The organism is Geodermatophilus sp. CPCC 206100 (assembly GCF_048569675.1).
GTDB lineage: Bacteria > Actinomycetota > Actinomycetes > Mycobacteriales > Geodermatophilaceae > Geodermatophilus.
Map to the genome: position 1 here is coordinate 173,210 of NZ_JAQISV010000008.1, position 20,339 is coordinate 193,548.

At 74.7% G+C, this 20,339-nt stretch carries 21 protein-coding genes; 4 read left to right on the forward strand and 17 right to left on the reverse strand.

The window, feature by feature from the left end:
* Window positions 1–32: 32 nt before the first annotated feature.
* The 9 genes from ppdK to era form a co-directional block, all read right to left on the reverse strand.
* Window positions 33–2,750 (reverse strand): pyruvate, phosphate dikinase, encoded by a 2,718-nt coding sequence (gene ppdK / locus PGN05_RS04960; protein WP_419751415.1) that lies wholly within the window; start codon window positions 2,748–2,750, stop codon window positions 33–35.
* A 207-nt stretch (window positions 2,751–2,957) separates the two neighbouring features.
* Complete coding sequence (locus PGN05_RS04965) at window positions 2,958–3,437, reverse strand: hypothetical protein (RefSeq protein WP_419751416.1); 480 nt, start codon at window positions 3,435–3,437, stop codon at window positions 2,958–2,960.
* Window positions 3,434–4,591, reverse strand: coding sequence for a tRNA dihydrouridine synthase DusB (gene dusB / locus PGN05_RS04970; RefSeq protein WP_419751417.1), 1,158 nt, complete (start codon window positions 4,589–4,591; stop codon window positions 3,434–3,436). Before dusB ends, PGN05_RS04965 begins: the two co-directional genes overlap by 4 nt.
* A gap of 121 nt (window positions 4,592–4,712) precedes the next feature.
* Window positions 4,713–6,116: a glycine--tRNA ligase gene (locus PGN05_RS04975; protein ID WP_419751418.1), complete on the reverse strand. Its 1,404-nt coding sequence runs from the start codon at window positions 6,114–6,116 to the stop codon at window positions 4,713–4,715.
* A 73-nt stretch (window positions 6,117–6,189) separates the two neighbouring features.
* Window positions 6,190–6,615: a hypothetical protein gene (locus PGN05_RS04980; protein WP_419751419.1), complete on the reverse strand. Its 426-nt coding sequence runs from the start codon at window positions 6,613–6,615 to the stop codon at window positions 6,190–6,192.
* A 63-nt stretch (window positions 6,616–6,678) separates the two neighbouring features.
* A complete protein-coding gene (locus PGN05_RS04985; protein WP_419751420.1) occupies window positions 6,679–6,972 on the reverse strand; it encodes an antibiotic biosynthesis monooxygenase in 294 nt (97 codons plus the stop codon).
* 80 nt (window positions 6,973–7,052) lie between these two features.
* Window positions 7,053–7,817: an isoprenyl transferase gene (locus PGN05_RS04990; RefSeq protein ID WP_419751421.1), complete on the reverse strand. Its 765-nt coding sequence runs from the start codon at window positions 7,815–7,817 to the stop codon at window positions 7,053–7,055.
* Entirely contained in the window at window positions 7,807–8,598 is a 792-nt protein-coding gene (recO, locus tag PGN05_RS04995) for a DNA repair protein RecO (RefSeq protein ID WP_419751422.1), read from the reverse strand. The genes PGN05_RS04990 and recO overlap by 11 nt, the downstream gene beginning before the upstream one ends.
* A complete protein-coding gene (era, locus tag PGN05_RS05000; RefSeq protein WP_419751423.1) occupies window positions 8,598–9,512 on the reverse strand; it encodes a GTPase Era in 915 nt (304 codons plus the stop codon). The genes recO and era overlap by 1 nt, the downstream gene beginning before the upstream one ends.
* A gap of 92 nt (window positions 9,513–9,604) precedes the next feature.
* On the opposite strand from era, the gene PGN05_RS05005 reads away from it, so the two are divergent.
* Window positions 9,605–10,201 carry a hypothetical protein gene (locus tag PGN05_RS05005; protein ID WP_419751424.1) on the forward strand — a complete coding sequence of 199 codons (597 nt, stop codon included), beginning with the start codon at window positions 9,605–9,607 and terminating at the stop codon, window positions 10,199–10,201.
* Here the strand turns inward: PGN05_RS05005 and PGN05_RS05010 are convergent.
* From PGN05_RS05010 to PGN05_RS05035, 6 genes are all read right to left on the reverse strand, one after another.
* Window positions 10,198–10,530, reverse strand: a complete 333-nt coding sequence (locus PGN05_RS05010) for a cytidine deaminase (RefSeq protein ID WP_419751425.1) — start codon at window positions 10,528–10,530, stop codon at window positions 10,198–10,200. The two genes, PGN05_RS05005 and PGN05_RS05010, sit on opposite strands and share 4 nt — an antisense overlap.
* 6 nt (window positions 10,531–10,536) lie before the next feature.
* Window positions 10,537–11,877 carry a hemolysin family protein gene (locus tag PGN05_RS05015; protein WP_419751426.1) on the reverse strand — a complete coding sequence of 447 codons (1,341 nt, stop codon included), beginning with the start codon at window positions 11,875–11,877 and terminating at the stop codon, window positions 10,537–10,539.
* On the reverse strand, window positions 11,874–12,377 hold the full coding sequence (gene ybeY / locus PGN05_RS05020) for an rRNA maturation RNase YbeY (RefSeq protein ID WP_419751427.1): 504 nt from the start codon (window positions 12,375–12,377) through the stop codon (window positions 11,874–11,876). The genes PGN05_RS05015 and ybeY overlap by 4 nt, the downstream gene beginning before the upstream one ends.
* 5 nt (window positions 12,378–12,382) lie before the next feature.
* Window positions 12,383–13,360, reverse strand: coding sequence for a PhoH family protein (locus PGN05_RS05025; RefSeq protein WP_419751428.1), 978 nt, complete (start codon window positions 13,358–13,360; stop codon window positions 12,383–12,385).
* Window positions 13,361–13,628: 268 nt separating this feature from the next.
* Entirely contained in the window at window positions 13,629–14,441 is an 813-nt protein-coding gene (locus PGN05_RS05030) for an enoyl-CoA hydratase/isomerase family protein (protein WP_419751429.1), read from the reverse strand.
* A gap of 150 nt (window positions 14,442–14,591) precedes the next feature.
* A complete protein-coding gene (locus PGN05_RS05035) occupies window positions 14,592–14,948 on the reverse strand; it encodes a histidine triad nucleotide-binding protein (protein WP_419751430.1) in 357 nt (118 codons plus the stop codon).
* A 157-nt stretch (window positions 14,949–15,105) separates the two neighbouring features.
* Here PGN05_RS05035 and PGN05_RS05040 point away from each other — a divergent pair, with 157 nt between their 5' ends.
* From PGN05_RS05040 to PGN05_RS05050, 3 genes are read left to right on the forward strand one after another with little or no spacing between them, the layout of a single operon-like run.
* Window positions 15,106–16,068 (forward strand): putative selenate ABC transporter substrate-binding protein, encoded by a 963-nt coding sequence (locus PGN05_RS05040; protein ID WP_419751431.1) that lies wholly within the window; start codon window positions 15,106–15,108, stop codon window positions 16,066–16,068.
* 44 nt (window positions 16,069–16,112) lie between these two features.
* Entirely contained in the window at window positions 16,113–16,811 is a 699-nt protein-coding gene (locus PGN05_RS05045) for a phosphonate ABC transporter ATP-binding protein (RefSeq protein ID WP_419751432.1), read from the forward strand.
* Window positions 16,808–18,418 carry a PhnE/PtxC family ABC transporter permease gene (locus PGN05_RS05050; RefSeq protein WP_419751433.1) on the forward strand — a complete coding sequence of 537 codons (1,611 nt, stop codon included), beginning with the start codon at window positions 16,808–16,810 and terminating at the stop codon, window positions 18,416–18,418. The genes PGN05_RS05045 and PGN05_RS05050 overlap by 4 nt, the downstream gene beginning before the upstream one ends.
* A 21-nt stretch (window positions 18,419–18,439) precedes the next feature.
* Here PGN05_RS05050 and PGN05_RS05055 read toward each other — a convergent pair whose 3' ends face one another.
* Window positions 18,440–19,204 carry a 16S rRNA (uracil(1498)-N(3))-methyltransferase gene (locus PGN05_RS05055; protein ID WP_419751434.1) on the reverse strand — a complete coding sequence of 255 codons (765 nt, stop codon included), beginning with the start codon at window positions 19,202–19,204 and terminating at the stop codon, window positions 18,440–18,442.
* Window positions 19,201–20,337: a molecular chaperone DnaJ gene (gene dnaJ / locus PGN05_RS05060; protein WP_419751435.1), complete on the reverse strand. Its 1,137-nt coding sequence runs from the start codon at window positions 20,335–20,337 to the stop codon at window positions 19,201–19,203. The genes PGN05_RS05055 and dnaJ overlap by 4 nt, the downstream gene beginning before the upstream one ends.
* Between the last annotated feature and the right edge of the window lie 2 nt (window positions 20,338–20,339).

Genomic DNA, 20,339 nt, shown 5'->3' on the forward strand with positions numbered 1-20,339 from the left:
GTGCGAGGCGCGGGGGGCACCGGGGTCCTCTTTCAAGTGCCGGCGCGCTCGGCCCCCAGCGCGGCGCGGCCGGCCTCGAGCCGGGCGACCGGCACCCGGAACGGCGAGCAGGAGACGTAGTCCAGCCCGACCTCGTGGAAGAAGTGCACCGAGTCCGGGTCGCCGCCGTGCTCGCCGCAGACGCCCAGCTTGAGGTCCGGGCGGCCCCGCCGGCCGCCCTCGACGCCGAGCTCCACCAGCCGGCCGACGCCGGGCCCGTCGATCGACTCGAACGGCGACACCCCGAAGATGCCCTTGTCCAGGTAGGCGTGGAAGAACGCCGCCTCGACGTCGTCCCGCGAGAAGCCCCACGTCATCTGGGTGAGGTCGTTGGTACCGAAGGAGAAGAACTCCGCAGAGTGGGCGATCTCCTCCGCGGTCAGGGCCGCCCGGGGCACTTCGATCATCGTGCCGATCAGGATCCGCAGGTCCGGGTGCTCCTGGCACACCTCGGCGATGACCCGCTCGGCCTCCTCGCGGATGGCCTCCAGCTCCTGCACCGCGCCGACCAGCGGAATCATCACCTCCGGCCGCGGGTCCCCGCCGGCGGTCCGCCGCTCGCACGCCGCCTGGGCGATCGCCCTGACCTGCATCGCGAACAGGCCCGGCACGACCAGGCCCAGCCGGACGCCGCGCAGGCCGAGCATCGGGTTCTGCTCGTGCATCCGGCGGACGGCGGCCAGCAGCCGCAGCTGCCCCTCGTCGCGGTGGCCCTCCGCCTCGGCGACCGCGACCCGCACCGAGAGGTCGGTGAGGTCGGGGAGGAACTCGTGCAGCGGCGGGTCGAGCAGCCGGACGGTCACCGGCAGGCCGTCCATCGCCTCGAAGATCTCGAGGAAGTCCTGCTTCTGCAGCGGCTCCAGCGCGTCCAGCGCGGCCTGCCGCTCGTCGTCCCCCTCGGCGAGGATCAGCTTCTCCACCAGCTGCCGCCGGTCGCCGAGGAACATGTGCTCGGTCCGGCACAGCCCGACCCCGTGCGCGCCGAACCGCCGGGCGCGGGCGGAGTCCTCGGGGGTGTCGGCGTTGGTACGGACGTCCATCCGCCGCCGGGCGTCGGCGTGCGTGAGGATCCGGTGCACGCTGCGCACCAACTCATCAGCACCGCCGTCGGCTTCCGGTGACTCCCGGCCGATCTCGCCCTCGAAGTACCGGACCACCGAGGACGGCTCGACCGGCACCTCGCCGAGCCACACCCGGCCGGTGGAGCCGTCGATGGAGATGACGTCGCCCTCGCCGACCACCGTCCCGTCCGGCGCGGTGAAGCGCGTCGCCGCGGTGTCGACCTGCAGCTCCTCGGCGCCGCAGACGCAGGTCTTGCCCATCCCGCGGGCGACGACGGCCGCGTGCGAGGTCTTGCCGCCGCGGCTGGTCAGCACGCCCTCGGCGGCGATCATCCCGGCGAGATCGTCGGGGTTGGTCTCCCGGCGGACCAGCACCACCTTCTCGCCGCGCCCCGCCCACTCGACGGCGGTCTCGGAGGAGAACACCGCCCTGCCGACGGCGGCACCGGGCGAGGCGTTCATGCCCTGCGTCAGCTGGGTGGCGTCCCCGCCGGAGACGAACCGCGGGAACATCAGCTGGGCCAGCTGGTCGCCGGTCACCCGCCGGACGGCCTCGTCCATGTCGATGAGGCCCTCGTCGACCAGCTGCGTCGCGATGACGAAGGCGGCCGCCGCCGTGCGTTTGCCCACGCGGGTCTGCAGCATCCAGAGCTTGGTGCGCTCGACGGTGAACTCGATGTCGCACAGGTCGCGGTAGTGCGACTCCAGCCGGGCCATGGTCTCCATGAGCTCGCGGTAGGCGCCCTCGTCGATCCGCTCCAGCTCGGCCAGCGGCACGGTGTTGCGGATGCCGGCGACGACGTCCTCCCCCTGCGCGTTCTGCAGGTAGTCGCCGTAGACGCCCTGCGCGCCGCTGCCGGGGTCGCGGGTGAAGGCCACGCCGGTGCCGGAGTCCATGCCCAGGTTGCCGAAGACCATCGCGACCACGTTGACCGCGGTGCCGGCGTCGCCGGGGATGCGCTCGCGGCGGCGGTACAGGATGGCCCGCTCGGAGTTCCAGGAGTCGAAGACGGCGTTGATCGCCAGGTCCATCTGCTCGCGCGGGTCCTGTGGGAAGTCCCGGCCGCACTGCTCGCGCACGATCGCGGTGAACCGGCGGACGACGTCCTCCAAGTGCGCGGCGTCCAGGTCGAGGTCGGACTCGGTCCCCTGCTCCCGCTTCACCTCGTCCAGGGCGTGCTCGAACAGCTCGCCGTCGATGCCGAGGACCGTCTTGCCGAACATCTGGATGAGCCGGCGGTAGGAGTCCCACGCGAAGCGGTCGCTGCCCGACTGCGTGGCCAGCCCCCGGACCGACTCGTCGTTGAGGCCGACGTTGAGGACGGTCTCCATCATCCCGGGCATGGACGCCGCGGCCCCCGAGCGCACGGACACGAGCAGCGGGTCCGCGGGGTCGCCGAGCGTCTTGCCCATCGCCTTCTCCAGCGCCGTCAGGTGCTCGGTCACCTGGTCGGCCAGCTCCGGCGGGGTGCTGCCGTGCTCGAGGTAGTACCGGCAGGCGTCGGTGGTGATCGTGAACCCGGGCGGCACCGGCAGCCCCAGGTTCGTCATCTCGGCCAGGTTGGCGCCCTTGCCGCCCAGCAGGTCCTTCTGGTCCTTGTTGCCCTGGCTGAAGTCGTAGACCCAGGTCGTCCGTCCGGTACCGCCCACCGTGCACCTCCGCGCTCGTCCCCCGGCCCCTGTGACCCGCCGCGGGTAGACGTCTCATACGTCTGTCCGTGACGGGATGGTGGCCCACGCACCAGGGGCGCGCCAACCCCACGTCCGGGTGTCGGGACACGGTCAGGGGAATCGACCGGGAGGGACGCCGGGGCGCTCCGGCGTCAGGCGCGCAGCGCGGCCGGAGGGGCGCGGTGCTCAGCCGGCCGACGTGCCGCAGATCCGCGGGCCGTCCTCGCTCACCACGGTGAGCAGCGACGTGCCGCCGTCGGACCACTGCACCGCGACCCGCTGCACCGGCTCCCCGCCGACCTCGGCGGCCCGGGCCCCGGCGACCTCGCCGTCCCCGCCCGGGGCGTAGACGTCCGCGACCTGCGCGGGGTCCACGCGGGCCCGCTCGTCCTCGCAGAGCAGCTGGTGTGCGGTCTCGACGTCGTCCTGGGCCAGCGCGGCCAGGAAGACGCCGGTGACCTGGCGGGCCTGCTCCTCGGGGGTGCCCTTGACCAGCGGCAGCCCGACGGCCATGGCGACCGCCACCGCGAGGGTCCCCCCGAGGATCGCCAGGATCAGGCCGCGCGCCGCCCGCGGGGTGCCGGTGTGCAGCGGTGCCGGCCCGTCGTCGTACAGGTAGGGCCCCGTGTCCGTGGCCCGACCCTCGTCCTCGCGGTTCCCGCTCATCCGCCGCTCACCATCAGCTCGGCCCCGGCCGGTGGCCGGGGGTCGTCGCGGTCGGCCAGCCAGCCCTCGGGCAGCGCCACCGGCTGCGGCGGCGTGGTGCGCCCGCGCGGACCGCCGAGCACCGCCGTCGGGTACGGCTGGTCGGGGATGCCGGCCAGCAGGCCGGCGAGCTCGTCCAGGGAGCTGACCATCGCCAGCGCCCGGCGGACGTCGGACCCCACGGAGAAGCCCTTGAGGTACCAGGCGACGTGCTTGCGGAAGTCGGTGCAGCCGTGCAGCTCGCCCTGGTCCCCCGACAGCAGCTCGGCGTGCCGGTACATCACCGCGGCGACCTCGCGCAGGGTGGGCAGCGCCCGCCGCGACTCCCCGGCGAAGGCGGCGGCCAGGTCGCCGAACAGCCAGGGCCGGCCCAGGCAGCCGCGGCCGATGACGACGCCGGCACACCCGGTCTCGGCGACCATGCGCAGCGCGTCGTCGGCCTCCCAGATGTCGCCGTTGCCCAGCACCGGGATGTCGACGGCCTCGACCAGCCGGGCGATCGGCGCCCAGTCGGCGGTGCCGCTGTAGAGCTGGTCGGCGGTGCGGCCGTGCAGGGTGATCGCCGCGGCGCCCTCGTCCTGGGCGATCCGGCCGGCGTCGAAGTAGGTGACGTGGTCGGCGTCGATGCCGATGCGGGTCTTGACGGTGACCGGCACGTCCCCGGCGGCGCGGACGGCGGCCCGCACGATGTCGCGGAGGAGCACCCGCCGCCAGGGCAACGCCGAGCCACCGCCCTTGCGGGTCACCTTGGGCACCGGGCAGCCGAAGTTCAGGTCGACGTGCGCCGGGCGGGTGCCGGCCACGCCCTCGTCGACCAGCATCTGCACCGCGCGCCCGACGGTGGCCGGGTCGACGCCGTAGAGCTGGACGGAGAAGGCGTCCTTCTCGTCCGGGGTGGCCTGCACCATCTGCAGCGTCTTCTCGTTGCGCTCGACCAGCGCCCGCGTGGTGATCATCTCGCAGACGTAGAGGCCGGCCCCGAACTCGCGGCACAGCGTGCGGAACGCCGGGTTGGTGATGCCGGCCATGGGCGCGAGCACCACCGCGGGGTCCACCGTGAGCCCGCCGAGCCGCAACGGCGGCAGCGTCGTCGCCGGCTCGAGCGTGCTGGTCACGTGTCCAGGGTAGGCGGCGACCGAGATCACCCGGGTGCTCGGCTCGGACCCGGCCCTGACCGGTGACGGTGTGCGCTGCCGCCCGGTTCCGAGGGCCGGGACCGGGCGGCAGCGCACCCGCTCAGCAGACGGGGAGGCGGGTCTTCAGGTAGCCCTCGACCTGGTCCAGCCCGATCCGCTCCTGGCTCATCGAGTCGCGCTCCCGGACGGTCACCGCGTCGTCGGTGAGGGTGTCGAAGTCGACGGTGAGGCAGAACGGCGTCCCGATCTCGTCCTGCCGCCGGTAGCGGCGGCCGATCGCGCCGGCGTCGTCGAAGTCGACGTTCCAGCTCCGCCGCAGCGTCGCCGCGAGGTCCCGGGCCTTGGGCGAGAGGTCGGCGTTGCGCGACAGCGGCAGGACGGCGGCCTTCACCGGGGCCAGCCGCGGGTCCAGCCGCAGGACGGTGCGGGTGTCGACGCCGCCCTTGGCGTTGGGGGCCTCGTCCTCGGTGTAGGCCTCCACCAGGAACGCCATCAGCGAGCGGGTCAGGCCGGCGGCGGGCTCGATGACGTACGGCGTCCAGCGGGTGTTGCTGGCCTGGTCGAAGTACGTGAGGTCGGCGCCGGAGTGCTCGGAGTGGGTCTTCAGGTCGAAGTCGGTGCGGTTGGCGATGCCCTCGAGCTCGCCCCACTCCGAGCCCTGGAAGCCGAAGCGGTACTCGATGTCGACGGTGCGCGTCGAGTAGTGCGACAGCTTCTCCTTCGGGTGCTCGTAGTGCCGCAGGTTGTCCGGGGAGATGCCGAGGTCGGTGTACCAGCGGGTGCGCTCGTCGATCCAGTACTGGTGCCACTGCTCGTCGGTGCCGGGCTCGACGAAGAACTCCATCTCCATCTGCTCGAACTCGCGGGTCCGGAAGATGAAGTTGCCCGGGGTGATCTCGTTGCGGAACGACTTGCCGATCTGCCCGATGCCGAACGGCGGCTTCTTCCGCGCCGCGCCCATGACGTTGGCGAAGTTGACGAAGATGCCCTGCGCGGTCTCCGGGCGCAGGTAGTGCAGCCCGGACTCGTCCTCGACCGGGCCGAGGTGCGTCTTGAGCATCATGTTGAAGTCGCGCGGCTCGGTCCACGCGCCCTTGGTGCCGCAGTTCGGGCAGGTGATGTCGGCCAGGCCGTTCTCGGGCGCCCGGCCCTTCCTCGCCTCGAAGTCCTCCTCGAGGTGGTCGGCCCGGAACCGCTTGTGGCAGTTCTGGCACTCGGTCAGCGGGTCGGTGAAGACGCCGACGTGACCGGAGGCGACCCACGTCTGGCGGGGCAGGATCACCGAGGAGTCCAGGCCGACGATGTCGTCGCGGCTCTGGACGACGGTGCGCCACCACTGCCGCTTGATGTTCTCCTTGAGCTCCACGCCCAGGGGCCCGTAGTCCCAGGCGGAGCGGGTGCCGCCGTAGATCTCCCCCGACGGGAAGACGAAGCCCCGTCGCTTGCAGAGGTTGACCACCTTGTCGAGGCGGGCGGGGTCGTGCTTGGCGGTGCTGGCGCTCACGGGGAGTGGCTCCATCCGGCTGGCGGTCGGCGGGTTGACCCGTCCACGGTAGTTGCCCGCGCGCGGGCCCCTCTCAGTCGCCGCCCGGCCCGCTCCAGCCGATCGTCGTCCCGCCCGACCACCCGACGAGGTCGACGTTCCCGTCGATGGTCGCGCCCTGCCACAGCATGACCAGCAGGATGGCGCCGAGGATGACCAGCACCAGCACGAAGGCGGCGATCCACGGCCAGGTCCGCCACCGGCGTCGGGACCCCCGGTCCGAGGCCACGGGACCCTCGGCGGGCGCGGGTCCGTCGAACGCCAGCGTGCGGTGCGGGGTCGCGGGCGCCGGCGCGTCGAGCGTGACGGTCGGCTCGTCCGGACGGACCGGTGGCGTCGTTCGCTCGCCGGCCGCCAGCTGGGCCCGCACGGCGCGGCCGGGTACCGGAGGCGGCTGGACCTGCACGGTGGGGTCGTCGGACGTCGGGCGTTCCACGTCGTCCCGCCTGGGCTGACTCATCGCGCGTCCTCCGGGCTCGACACCTGCGGCCTCCGCACGGTGGGTGCCCACGGAGGGCGGGGATCACCCCTCGAGCGGTTGCTCTGCCGCGACGTAGGCGCCCGGTTCGTCGAGGGCGTGCACCCACACCGGCGCCCCGGCGATCTTCACCTCGGCGGCGGAGAGCGCGCGGCGGTAGGCGCCCACGCCGTCCCAGCGGGTGACCAGCGCCCACAGCCCCGGGTCGTCGGCACAGCGGCCCACCTCGCCGTCCCGGAAGCCGGGTCGCGCCGACAACGCGGCCAGCAGCGCCGCGACGTCGGCAGCCAGGGCCGCGGCGTCGCGCTCGGACACCCGCAGCCGGGTCACCGCGAACACGATGAGACTCCTTCCTCGGTCTGGCTCCGTCCCGGGTCCCGCCCCGAGCTCGGGAAGGGCGGGGAGGACGGGGTCCTCTTTCAGGCGCTCCCGAAGCGGCGCTGCCGCGAGGCGTACTCCTCGCAGGCCGCCCACAGGTGCCGGCGGTCGAAGTCCGGCCACAGGGTGTCGAGGAAGACCAACTCGGCGTAGGCCGACTGCCACAGCAGGAAGTTGCTGGTGCGGTTCTCCCCGGAGCTGCGGACGAACAGGTCCACGTCGGGCATGTCCGGCTCGTCGAGGAACCGGGCGACGGTCTTCTCGTCCACCTTGCCCGGGTCGAGCCGCCCGGCGGCGACCTCGCGGGCGATGGCCGCGGCGGCGTCGGCGATCTCGGCCCGGCCCCCGTAGTTCACGCACATGGTGAGGGTGAGGACGTCGTTGTCGCGGGTCAGCTCCTCGGCGACCTCGAGCTCCTTGATGACGCTGCGCCACAGCCGCGGACGGCGCCCGGCCCACCGCACCCGCACCCCGAGCTCGTGCATCTCGTCGCGGCGGCGGCGGATGACGTCACGGTTGAACCCCATGAGGAAGCGGACCTCGTCGGGGCTGCGCCGCCAGTTCTCGGTGGAGAAGGCGTAGGCGCTGATCGCCGTGACGCCGAGCTCGATGGCCCCCTCGACGCAGTCGAACAGCGAGGACTCCCCCGCCTCGTGGCCCGCGGTGCGCGGCAGCCCGCGCTGCTTGGCCCACCGCCCGTTGCCGTCCATGACGATCGCGACGTGGCGGGGGACCTTCTCGGGCGGGATCGCCGGCGGCCGGGCACCGGAGGGGTGCGGGCTCGGCGGCTTGACCTCACGCCTCACGCAGCTGCCCCGCTCCCGCGCGGGACGCCGCCGGCTCGGACCGGTCCACCAGCGGCAGCGAGCGCAGGCCGCGCTCGAGGTGCCACTGCAGGAGCGCGGCGACCAGCCCGCTGCCCTCCCGGCGCTGGACACCGGGGCTGGCCTCGGCGCTCTCCCAGTCGCCGGTGAGCAGCGCGTCGAGCAGCTCGATGGTCGCCGGGCTGGGCATCGCCGAGCCGGTGGGCCGGCAGGGCGGGCAGACCACGCCGCCGGCGGGCACCGAGAAGTGCCGGTGCGGCCCCTCCTCGCCGCAGCGGGCACAGCCGTTCAGCGCCGGCTCCCAGCCGGCCACCGACATGGCCCGCAGCAGGAACGCGTCGAGCACCAGCCCCGCCGGGTGGGTGCCCTCGGCCAGCGAGCGCAGCGCCCCGATGACGAGGAGGAACAGCCGCAGCGAGGGCTCCTTCTCCTCGGCGGTGAGCCGGTCGGCGGTCTCCAGGACGGCGGTGCCGGCGGTGTAGGCCGGGTAGTCGCCGGCGATCGGCTGCCCGTAGGCGCGGATGGACTCCGCCTGGTTGACGATGTCGAGGTTGCGGCCGGTGTAGAACTGCAGGTCGACGTGGCTGAACGGCTCCAGCCGGGCGCCGAACTTGCTCTTGGTGCGGCGCACGCCCTTCGCGACGGCGCGCACCTTGCCGTGCCGGCGCGTCAGCACCGTGACGATCCGGTCGGCCTCGCCCAGCTTCTGGGTGCGCAGCACGACCCCCTCGTCGCGGTAGAGCGACTTCGGTGTGGTCGACATCAGTAGCCCAGCCGGTTGAGCTTCTTGGGGTCGTCCTGCCACTCGCCGAGCACGGTGACGTGCAGGTCCAGGTGGACCCGGGCGCCGAGCAGCGTCTCCATGCCCTGCCGCGCCTCGGTGCCGATCGCCTTGATGATCTCGCCGCCGCGGCCGAGCAGCATCGGCTTCTGGCTCGCGCGCTCGCAGTGCAGCAGCGCGTGCACCTCGACCAGCTCGCCATCGGGCCGCTTGGGGTCGGGACGGCGGGTCATCTCCTCGATGGTGACCGCCAGCGAGTGCGGCACCTCCTGGAAGACCTTCTCCAGCGCCGCCTCGCGGACCAGCTCGGCCAGCTGCCGTTCGACGTCCTCGTCGGTGGTCTGCTCCTCGGGGTACAGCGGCGGCCCCTCGGGCAGCATGCCGACCAGCAGGTCCTCCAGCAGCTCGACCTGGTCGCCCCGCACGGCGCTGACCGGCACGACCTCGGCGGCGTCGACCAGCTGGCTGGCGGCCACGAGCTGCTCGGTGACCTGCTTCTTCGAGGCGGCGTCGGTCTTGGTGACGACCACGACGACCGGCGCCTTGACCTCCTTGAGCTGCCGGGCGATGAACCGGTCGCCGGTGCCGACCGGCTGGTCGGCCGGCACGCAGAAGACGACCACGTCCACCTCGGACAGCGTGTCGCGGACGACGTCGTTGAGCCGGCGGCCGAGCAGGCTCTTCGGCTTGTGCAGCCCTGGGGTGTCCACGAGCACCAGCTGGCCGCCCGGGCGGTGGACGACGCCGCGGATGGCGTGCCGGGTGGTCTGGGGGCGGTTGCTGACGATGCCGACCTTCTCGCCGACCAGCGCGTTGGTGAGCGTGGTCTTGCCGGCGTTGGGGCGGCCCACCAGACAGGCGAAGCCGCTGCGGTACGGCTGGTCGGGCGCGCTCACGCCGTCCAGTCTCCCACCGCCGTCCGACACCCCCGCGCACCTCCGTCGGTTTCCGCGGAAACCGACGGAGGGCGGGCTGAGAGGATCGGGGGGTGGCGGGACGGCGACGGCGGGAGCAGGACGGACCTCTGGCGGTGCGGGCGCTGCAGGAGCGGCAGCGGCACGCCGCCCAGGTCGCGGCCTACGGCTTCTTCCCGGCCCGCGGCCCGCGGCGCTCGGCCACGGTGACCCCGGCTCCGCTGCGCTACTGGCAGTACGACCCGCCGCGGCCGTGGCTGCTGCTCACCGCCGTCGCCGTCGTGGTCGTCTGGGTCGGGCTGTTCGCCTGGCGCGGCGGGACGTCGGCGATCGCGTCGGAGCTGCCGCTGGCCCTGGCGCTCGGGCTGGCCTTCGCGGTGCTCTCGACCGCGCGGGCGACGGTCTCCGACTCCGGGCTGTCGTTCGACGTCCCGGGCGTGCGGCGGACGTCGTCCCTGCACGTGGTGGCCCGCAGCCTGGTCCGCGAGGTGCGCCGGGGCGCGCCGCCCGCGGGCTGGCCGAAGGCGGCCTCGCGCGGCGGGTGGTGGCCCGGGCGCACGCGGGTCGCCGTCCGGCACGCGACCCCGGACGGCGACGGCGAGCGGGCGCTCACCCTGTGGGTGCGCGACCCCGAGGCGTTCGCCGACGCGCTCGGCGTGCCGCTGCGCTAGACCGAGGTGCGGACGGCGCCGTCGGGACCGGCGAGGTACACCGGCGCGGACGGGGCGAGGTCGCGGACCGCGGCCAGGCCGGGCTCCTCGACCGCGTCGGCGGCCGACACGACCGCGGCGGCCTCCAGCCCCTCCACCCCGCTGGACACCGCCGCGGCGACCGCCGCCTGCAGCGCGGACAGGGCGAGCGACGGGAGCGCCACGCTGGCGGCGACGTAGGTGCGGCCGTCGGTGTCGCGCACGGCCGCCCCCTCCGGGGCGCCGGTGCGGCCGCGCGCGGAGCGGGCGAGGGTGACGAGCTTGGCGTCCTCGGGCTGCAGGTCAGGCACAGCCGGCTAGCTTTCCACGGCCGCGGGCACGTCCGCCCGAGTGGACCCCGTCCGGTCGGCGTCCGCCCCGGCCGGCTCGGGCACGCGGCAGACCAGGATCGTGTCGATCCGGTTGCGCCGCCCGCCGGTGCTCTCCGCGACCAGCCGCAGGCCGGCGACCTCGGCGGCCGACCCCTCGATCGGCACCAGGCCCAGCTCGCGGGCCAGCAGGCCGCCGACGGTCTCCACGTCGTCGTCCTCGGGCAGCTCGACGTCGAACAGCTCGGCGAGGTCCTCGACCGGCAGCCGCGCGGTGATCCGCACCGAGCCGTCGGGCAGGTGCTCGACCGGCGGGCGCTGGAACGCGTCGTGCTCGTCGGCGATCTCGCCGACGATCTCCTCGAGGATGTCCTCGATCGTCACCAGCCCGGCGAAGCCGCCGTACTCGTCGACGACGATCGCGATGTGGATGCGCTGGGCCTGCATGTCCCGCAGCAGCTCGTCCACCGGCTTGGACTCCGGCACGAACGTCGGCGGGCGCATGAGCTCCTCGACCCGCAGGGCGTTCTTCGCGTCCTGGCCGCCCTGGGTCCGGCGGATGAGGTCCTTGAGGTAGACCACGCCGGCGACGTCGTCGACGTTCTCGCCGATGACCGGCAGCCGGCTGAACCCGCTGCGCATCGCCAGCGCGAGCGCCTGCCGGACGGTCTTGCTGCGCTCGATCCACACCACGTCGGTGCGCGGCACCATGACCTCGCGGGCGATGGTGTCGCCGAGCTCGAACACCGAGTGGATCATGTTGCGCTCGCCGGACTCGACGACGCCGCGCTCCTCGGCCATGTCGACCAGCTCGCGCAGCTCGACCTCGGAGGAGAACGGCCCGTCGCGGAAGCCGCGGCCGGGGGTCAGCGCGTTGCCGACGAGGATCAGCAGGGTCGCCACCGGCCCGAGGACCCGGCCGAGCAGCCGGACGACGCCGGCGGTGCGCAGCGCCAGCCCGTAGGAGTGCTGGCGGCCGAGCGTGCGGGGGCCGACGCCGACGAGCACGTAGCTGACGACGGTCATGACGCCGGCCGCGGTGAGGACCGTCGGCCAGCCCGCCCCCCACAGCCGGTAGAGCACCACGGTGGCCAGCACCGCGGCGACCATCTCGCAGGCGATCCGCAGCAGCAGGAGCAGCGACACGTGCCGCGCCCGCTCGGCCACCACGTCGAGGAGGACGGCCGAGCGCTTGACGCCGTCGCGCCGCATCTCCTCGACGCGGGCCAGGGAGACCCGCTGGAGGGCGGCGTCCATGGCGCCGAAGACCCCGGCGAGGAGGATGAGGAGGACGGCGATCACCAGGAGGGTGATCTCGCCGGAGGTCATCTCGGGCCCGGCCCCCGCTCGACGGCCTCCCCGGTCATCGGTGCCCGCGGGGCGGAGCGCCAGCCCTCCAGCAGCTGGGACTGCAGGCCGAACATCTCCTTCTCCTCGTCGGGCTCCATGTGGTCGTAGCCCAGCAGGTGCAGCACGCCGTGCGTGGCGAGCAGGATCAGCTCGTCGTCCATCGTGTGCCCGGCGGCACGGGCCTGGCGGATGGCGACCGAGGGGCACAGCACGACGTCCCCCAGCAGCGCCGGACCGGGGTCGGGCTCGTCGGGACGGCCGGTGTCCAGCTCGTCCATGGGGAAGGCCAGGACGTCGGTCGGGCCCTTCTCCCCCATCCACCGCTCGTGCAGCGTGCTCATGTAGTCCGGGTCCACGCACAGCACCGACAGCTCGGCCATCGGGTTGACCCGCAGCTCGGCCAGCACGTACGTGCAGATCGCGGCGAGCGAGGACTCGTCGACGGCGATCTCGGACTCGTTGGCGACCTCGACCGGCACGGCGCTCAGCTCCCCTGCCGGCGCGGCCGCGCGCCGCGCACCGGCGGCGAGGTGGCCGGCCGGTTCTGCTGCTGCGTGGCGTCCCAGCGCTCGTAGGCGTCGACGATGTTCCCGACCAGCCGGTGCCGGACGACGTCGGAGCTGGTCAGGTTGGAGAAGTGCACGTCCTCGATGCCGTCGAGGATCTCGCGCACGATCTTCAGCCCGCTCTGCGCGCCGCCGGGCAGGTCGACCTGGGTGACGTCGCCGGTCACGACGATCTTGGAGCCGAAGCCGAGCCGGGTGAGGAACATCTTCATCTGCTCGGCGGTGGTGTTCTGCGCCTCGTCGAGGATGACGAACGCGTCGTTGAGCGTGCGCCCGCGCATGTAGGCCAGCGGGGCCACCTCGATCGTGCCCGACTGCATGAGCCGCGGGATCGACTCGGGGTCGACCATGTCGTGCAGCGCGTCGTACAGCGGCCGCAGGTACGGGTCGATCTTCTCGCTGAGCGTGCCGGGCAGGTAGCCCAGCCGCTCACCGGCCTCCACCGCGGGGCGGGTGAGGATGATCCGGTTGACCTGCTTGGTCTGCAGCGCCTGCACCGCCTTGGCCATGGCCAGGTACGTCTTGCCGGTGCCGGCCGGGCCGATGCCGAAGACGATGGTGTGGGCGTCGATCGCGTCGACGTAGCGCTTCTGGTTCAGCGTCTTGGGCCGGATCGTGCGCCCGCGGCGGCTGATGATGTCCAGGCTCAGGACGTCGGCCGGCCGCTCCGAGCCGCCGGCGCGCAGCATGCCGATGACCCGGCGCACCGAGTCCGGCCGCAGCGTCTGGCCGGTGCCCAGCAGCGCGATGAGCTCGTCGAACACCGCCACGGTGAAGGCGTTGTCGGCGGGCTGGCCGGTCACGGCGATCTCGTTGCCCCGCACGTGGACGTCGGTGTCGACCTCGTTCTCCACGAGGCGGAGCAGCTCGTCGCCGGAGCCCAGGAGGGCGACCATCGAGACGGAGTCGGGAACGGTGATGGTGGTCCGGACGGAGGTGGGGGTGGGCGCCCCCGGACCGTCTGCGGACGGGGCGGGCGAGCCGAGGTGGCCGTCCGCCGCGGCGGCCTGTGCGGAGGCCTCACGCGACGTGGGGGCACCCGGCACGGGGACGTTCGGGGAGGAGTCGGGCAAGAACCCTCGACCCTGCCTTCCTGCTGTCGATTCGCGGACCTCCCGAGTCTACCCGCGCCCGGGGACCCGAACCGCGGTCGCGGTGGGCGCCTCACCTGCCCGAGTAGGTCGCCCTCCCCGGTCCCTCGGTGAGGAAGGAGCGCACCGCGCCGCGCAGGTCCTCGGTGCCGAACAGCGCGCCGGAGACCTCCGGTACGAGCTCGTCGGCGGCCCGCGCGCCCTGCCGGACGCCGGTGGTCACCAGCCTCTTGGTGGCCGCGTGCGCGACCGTCGGCCCGGCCGCCAACCGCGTGGCGAACGCGCGGGCGGCCGCGGCGAACCCCTCGTCGGGCAGCACCCGGTTGACCACGCCCCACCGCTCGAGCACCTCGGCCGGGTAGCGCTCGCCGGTGAAGACGAGCTCCTTGGCCCGCGCCGGGCCGGCCCGCTCGGCCAGCCGCTGCGGCCCGCCCATCGACGGGGTCAGGCCGACGACGATCTCCACCAGCCCGAACGACGCACTCCCGGCGGCCAGCAGCACGTCGCAGGCCAGCGCCAGCTCGAAGGCGGCGGTGAGGGTCAGCCCGTGCGCGGCGAACACCGTGGGCACCGGGAGGTCCTCGACGGCCTGGGCGACCCGGAGCAGCCGGCGCCACAGCCGCGCGCCCTCGCCGGCTGGGTCCGGTCCCTCGGCGATGTCCCGGAACGCCGTCACGTCGACCCCGGCCGACACGACCCGCCCGCGCGCCTCGACCAACACGGCACGGGGGCGGTCCGCGCCGGCGGGATCGGTGAGCCTGCCCAGCTCGGCGACCACCGCCTCCAGCAGGTCGAACACGCGGGGGTCGAAGAGGTTGAGCGGCGGGTTGTCCAGGACGACGACCACGACGTCGCCGTCCCGCTCGAGGCGCAGGGGCTCGGCCATGCCCGCAGCGTGGCAGGTCGGCCGCCGCGTGGGTGACCCGGGCGCGGTCGGACCTCGACTCCCGACACCCGTGCTCTGCCCACACCGGTGGGCAGAGCACGAGTCCCCGCAGGAGAGGTCACCGGCTGCGCCGGCGCTGCGAGGTGTCTCTCAGCCGGGCGGCCAGGTGAGGGACCGGCCACCCAGCACGTGCAGGTGGACGTGGTGCACCGTCTGGCCGGCGGCCGGGCCGGTGTTGGTCACCACGCGGTAGCCCGGCTCGACGCCGTCGGCGGTGGCCAGCCCCTCCTGCACCGCCACGTCGGCCGCCGCCCGGACGACCGCGGCCAGCAGGTCGGGGTCGTCGGCGGCGAGCGCGCCCACCGTGGCGTGGTGGTCCTTCGGGATCACCAGCACGTGCGTGGGGGCCTGCGGGTTGATGTCCCGGAAGGCCAGCGTCCGGTCGGTCTCGTGCACGACCGTCGCCGGGACGTCGCCGGCGACCATGCGGCAGAAGAGGCAGTCCACGGCAGGGACCCTAGGAGGACCGCCCTTCCCCCACACCTCGCACGCTCGGGGCGGCCCTGAGAGGTGGCCGCTCACGGCCCGGTACAGGATGGAGCGACCCGTCCCCTCTCCCCCGGAGGTCTCCCGTGCCCGCCCTCTCTCCCCGCTCGAGGACGTAGTGAGCACCCGTCGCGTCGCCCGGTCGGGTGTCCTCGGAACCGCACTCCCCCCGCTGTCCCGCCGCAGCCTGCTGGCCGGCGCCGGCGTCGCCCTCGCCGCCGCGGTCACCGGCTGCGGCCGCACCTCCCCGGTGTCGGCCACCGCCTCGGGTTCCGCCGGCCCCCTGCGCATCGGCGCCATCCCCGACCAGGACCCCGAGGTCCTGCAGCGCCTCTACGGCACCGTCGCCGACTCCGTGTCGGCCGCGCTCGACCTCGACGTCGAGTACCGCCCGGTCACCGACTACGGCGCGGCCGTCTCCCTGTTCCGCACCGGCGACCTCGACCTCGTCTGGTTCGGCGGGCTCACCGGCGTCCAGGCCCGGCTGCAGACCCCCGGCGCCGAGCCGCTCGCCCAGCGCGACATCGACGAGCGGTTCACCTCGGTGTTCGTGGTCAACGCGGGCACCGGGCTCCCGCCGTCGGACGACCTGTCCGCGCTCGCGCCGCTGCGCTTCACCTACGGCAGCGAGACCTCCACCTCCGGCCGGCTCATGCCCGCCTACTTCCTGCGCGAGGCCGGCGTCGACCCGCAGGGCTTCCCGGGCGGACCGGGGTTCTCCGGCTCGCACGACGCGACGCTGGCCCTGGTGGCCTCCAACAGCTACCAGGCGGGCGTGCTGAACAAGCAGGTCTGGACGTCGCGGTCGGCGGAGGGCGCGGTCGACCCGGCCGTCGTGCTGTACGCCGAGACCCCGACCTACCACGACTACCACTGGCTGCTCGGTCCGCGGGCGGCCGAGCGGCTGGGCGTCGACGACCTCGGCGACCGGCTGATCGGCTACTTCACCGGTCTGTCGGCCGACGACCCGGCGGACGCCGAGGTGCTCGAGCTGTTCGGTGCGGGCGGGTTCGTGTCGACCGAGGCGTCGAACTACGACCAGATCGAGGAGATCGGCCGCGACCTGGGGCTGGTCAGCTGACCGCCGTCCTGCGGCTGGACGGCGTCTCGGTCCGGTACGGCAGGGTGACGGCGCTGGCCGGGGTCGACCTCACCGTCGGCCCCGGCGAGCGCGTCGCGCTGGTCGGCGCCTCCGGGTCGGGCAAGTCGACGCTGATCGGGCTGGCCAACGGGCAGGTGACGCCGACCGCCGGATCGGTGCGGGTGCTGGGCGCCGACCCGGCCGAGGTGTCGGGGCGCGCCCTGCGCCGGTTGCGGTCCCGGGTGGGCACCGTGCACCAGCACCTGGAGCTGGTCGGCCAGCTGCGGGTGGTGCACAACGTCAACGCCGGCCGGCTGGCCGGGTGGTCGGCGGGCCGGGCGGCGTGGTCGCTGCTGCGGCCGCAGGGCGTGCCCGAGGTGGTCGACGCGCTGGCGCGGGTGGAGCTCGCCGACCGCGCGTTCGAGCGCACCGAGCGGCTCTCCGGCGGCCAGCGGCAGCGGGTGGCGATCGCCCGGCTGCTCGTGCAGCGCCCCGAACTGGTGCTCGCCGACGAGCCGGCGTCCGCGCTGGACCCGGTGCTCGCCGACCGGGCCCTCTCCCTGCTCGCCGAGCTGGCCCGCGAGCGCGGCGGCGCCCTGGTCGCCGCGCTGCACGACCCCGGCCTGGTGCTGCGGCACTGCGACCGCGTCGTCGGCCTGGCAGGGGGCCGGGTGGTGCTGGACCGACCGGTGGCGGCGCTGTCCCCAGCGGACCTCGCGGAGTTCTACGGGGCGCCGGCGTGACCGCCGTCCTCGCCCGGCCGGAGACGCCGGTCCCGGCCCTGCGCCGGGACCGGCGGCGCTGGGCGTGGGCCCTCGGCGCGGTCGCGGTCCTCGGCTGGTCGCTCGCCGGGGCCGGGCTGTTCACCGGCGAGGTGGTCAACGCGGGCGGGACGGCGCAGTTCGGCCGGTTCGCCGCGGCCGCCGTCTCCCCCGCGCTCGACGCGGAGTTCCTCGGCGTCCTGGCGGGCTCGGCGCTGGTCACCGTCGCGTACGCGGCCGTGGGCACCGCGCTGGCGCTGGCGCTGGGAGCGGTCGGCGCGGTGCTCGTCTCCCGCACCACGTGGGGACGGCGCCGGCTCGGCTGGTCGGCCGCCCGCGGGGTGCTCGCCGTTCCGCGCGGGTTGCACGAGGCGGTGTGGGGCCTGCTGCTGGTCAACGTGCTCGGCCTGGACCCCTGGGTCGGCGTGCTCGCCATCGGGATCCCCTACGGCGCCGTGAGCGCCAAGGTGTTCGCGGACCTGGTGGACGAGGTGCCGCGCGGCGGGTACGCCGCGCTGCTGGCCTCGGGGTCGGGGCGGCCGGCCGCCGCGCTGTACGGGCTGCTGCCCCCGGCGGCCGGCGGCCTGCTGTCCTACTCCTTCTACCGGCTCGAGTGCGCGGTCCGCTCGGCCGTCGTCCTCGGGCTGATCGGCGCCGGCGGGCTCGGCTACCAGCTGTCGCTGTCGTTCGCCTCGCTGCGGTGGGACGAGGTGTGGAGCGCGGTCTACGCCCTCGCGCTGCTCTGCCTGCTCGCCGACGTCGCCGGGCGCTCGGTGCGCCGCCGGCTGGCGGCGCCGGCCGCCGGGCCGGGCCGGGACCCGGTGCTCACCGGCGCGGTGCTGGGCACGCTGGCGCTGGTCGCGTGGTCGTGGTGGTACCTGGCGCTCGATCCCGCCGCCCTCGCCTCCGACCGGGCCCGCGAGCAGCTGGACCACGTGCTCGGCGCGGCCTGGCCCCCGGCGACCGACGGCGCGCTGCTGCGCTCCATCGGCACCCTGGCGGTCGACACCGTGCAGATGTCGGTGGTCGCCATCGCGGTGGCCGCCCTCGGCGCCGTACTGCTGGCAGGGCCGGCCGCGCGTCCGCCCGGGCGGCTGCGACCGGGACGGCGGGTCGCCGGCGCGCTGGTGCGGCTCGGGTTGCTGCTGCTGCGCGCGGTGCCGCCGCCGGTGTGGGCGCTGGTGCTGCTGTTCGTGCTCCTGCCCGGGGTGCTGCCGGGAGCGCTGGCCCTGGGGGTCTACACGCTCGGGGTGCTCGGCCGGCTGGCCGCGGAGGCGACCGAGGAGCTCGATCCGCGGCCCCGGGCGGCGCTGACCGCGCTCGGCGCCCGCCCGGCCGGGGCGTGGCTGTACGGGGTGCTGCCGCGGGCGGCCGGCCCGGTGCTGGCCTACGTCCTCTACCGCTGGGAGGTCGTCATCCGCGACACGGTGCTGGTCGGGCTCCTCGGCGCCGGCGGGCTGGGTGCCCTGCTGGCGTCGCGGATGGCCGCGTTCGACTGGGCCGCAGTGACCACGGTGCTGGCCGCGATCGTCGTCCTCACCTGGCTGGTGGACCTGGTCAGCGACCGCGCCCGCCGGGCCCTGCGCTGAGCCCCTGCTCGCCGAGGCCGCTCAGGCCCAGCGGGTGCGCACCGAGAGGGCGGCGAGGGTGGCCGCGCCCGCGGTCGAGGTCCGCAGCACCTCGGGCCCCAGCCGGACCGGGCGCGCACCGGCGGCACTGAGCGCCACCACCTCGCCGTCGGTCAGCCCGCCCTCGGGCCCGACGACGACGGCGATCGCGCCCCGCGACGGCAGGTCGGTCCGCGCCAGGGGGTGCCGCGCCTGCTCGTGCAGCACCAGCGCGAGGTCGACGTCGGCCAGCGCCCCGCACACCTGCCGGGTGGTCATGACGTCGGTGACCTCCGGGACCCGGGGCCGGCGGGACTGCTTGCTGGCCGCCCGCGCCGCCGCCCGCCACTTCGCCACGCCCTTGGCGGCGCGGTCCTCGCGCCAGCGGGTCACGCAGCGGGCCGCCGCCCACGGGACGATCCGGTCCACGCCGAGCTCGGTGGCCAGCTCGACGGCCAGCGGCCCGCGCTCGCCCTTGGGCAGGGCCTGCACGAGCACCAGCTCCAGCGCCGGCGGGGGCACCTCGTGCCGCACCGCGACCCGCACCCGCAGGCCCTCGGGGCCGGCCCCGACCACCTCGCCCTCGGCGACGGTGCCGCGGCCGTCGCCGATCCGCACCCGCTCGCCGGGGGTCATCCGCAGCACCTCGACCGCGTGCCGGCCCTCGGCGCCGGGGACCAGCAGCTCCTCGGCGTCGGGCAGGTCGTCGAGGAGGAACAGCGGCGCCCCGTCCAGCTCGGGCACCTGGTCGTCGGTGGCCACCGTCACTTCAGGGCGTCCCGCAGTTTGGAGAACAACCCCCCGTGGCCGCCCTCCGAGGACGACGCCGGCCGGTCCTCACCGCGCAGCACGGCCAGCTCGCGCAGCAGCTTCTCCTGCTCGGCGTCCAGGCGGGTCGGCGTCTCCACCTCGACGTGCACGTGCAGGTCCCCGCGGCCGGTGGCGCGCAGCCGGGGGGCGCCCTTGGCGCGCATGGTCAGCACACTGCCGGACTGGGTGCCGGGCCGGATGTCGACCTCCTCCTGGCCGTCGAGCGTCTCCAGGGTGAGCGTCGTGCCCAGCGCCGCGGCGGTCATCGGCAGCGTGACCCGGCAGTGCAGGTCCTCGCCGTTGCGGGTGAACACCGGGTGCGGCCGCTCGACGATCTCGACGTACAGGTCGCCGGCCGGGCCGCCGCCCGGGCCCACCTCGCCGTGGCCGGTCAGCCGGATGCGCATGCCGTCCTCCACACCGGCGGGCACCTTGACCGGGATGGTCCGCCGGGCGCGGACCCGCCCGTCGCCGCCGCACTTCGGGCACGGCTCGGGGATGACCTGGCCGGTGCCGGCGCAGGTGGGGCACGGGCGGGAGGAGACGACCTGGCCGAGGAACGAGCGCTGCACGCTCTGCACCTCGCCCCGCCCGGAGCAGGTGGTGCAGGTGGTCGGGTGGGTGCCGGGCGCCGTCCCCGCCCCGGTGCAGGCGTCGCACAGGACGGCGGTGTCGACGGTGATGTCCTGGGTGGTCCCGAAGACGGTCTCGTCGAGGTCCAGCTCGATCTGGATGAGCGCGTCGCCGCCGGCCCGCACGCGGCTGCGCGGGCCCCGCGTGGTGGCCCCGCCGCCGAAGAAGGCGTCCATGATGTCGCCGAGGCCGCCGAAGCCCGCACCGCCGAAGGGGCTGCCCGCGCCCGCGCCGGCGCCGTTGTCGAAGGGGTCGCCGCCGAGGTCGACGATCCGGCGCTTCTCCGGGTCGGTCAGCGCCTGGTAGGCCCGGCTGACCTCCTGGAAGCGCTCCTTGGCGCCCGGCTCGGGGTTGACGTCGGGGTGCAGGTCCCGGGCCAGCCGCCGGTAGGCCTTCTTGATGTCGCTGTCACTGGCCCCGCGGGACAGCCCCAGGACGCCGTAGTAGTCGGTTGCCATCG

Bases quoted from the DNA above. Each gene is read 5' to 3' on its own strand.
- PGN05_RS05030 (WP_419751429.1), bottom strand. From the start codon at position 14,441: ATGGCCGAGCCCCTGCGCCTCGAGCGGGACGGCGACGTCGTGGTCGTC.
- PGN05_RS05025 (WP_419751428.1), bottom strand. From the start codon at position 13,360: ATGGTCGCCCTCCTGGGCTCCGGCGACGAGCTGCTCCGCCTCGTGGAG.
- dnaJ (WP_419751435.1), bottom strand. From the start codon at position 20,337: ATGGCAACCGACTACTACGGCGTCCTGGGGCTGTCCCGCGGGGCCAGT.
- PGN05_RS04965 (WP_419751416.1), bottom strand. From the start codon at position 3,437: ATGAGCGGGAACCGCGAGGACGAGGGTCGGGCCACGGACACGGGGCCC.
- PGN05_RS05015 (WP_419751426.1), bottom strand. From the start codon at position 11,877: ATGACCTCCGGCGAGATCACCCTCCTGGTGATCGCCGTCCTCCTCATC.
- PGN05_RS04980 (WP_419751419.1), bottom strand. From the start codon at position 6,615: ATGAGTCAGCCCAGGCGGGACGACGTGGAACGCCCGACGTCCGACGAC.
- recO (WP_419751422.1), bottom strand. From the start codon at position 8,598: ATGTCGACCACACCGAAGTCGCTCTACCGCGACGAGGGGGTCGTGCTG.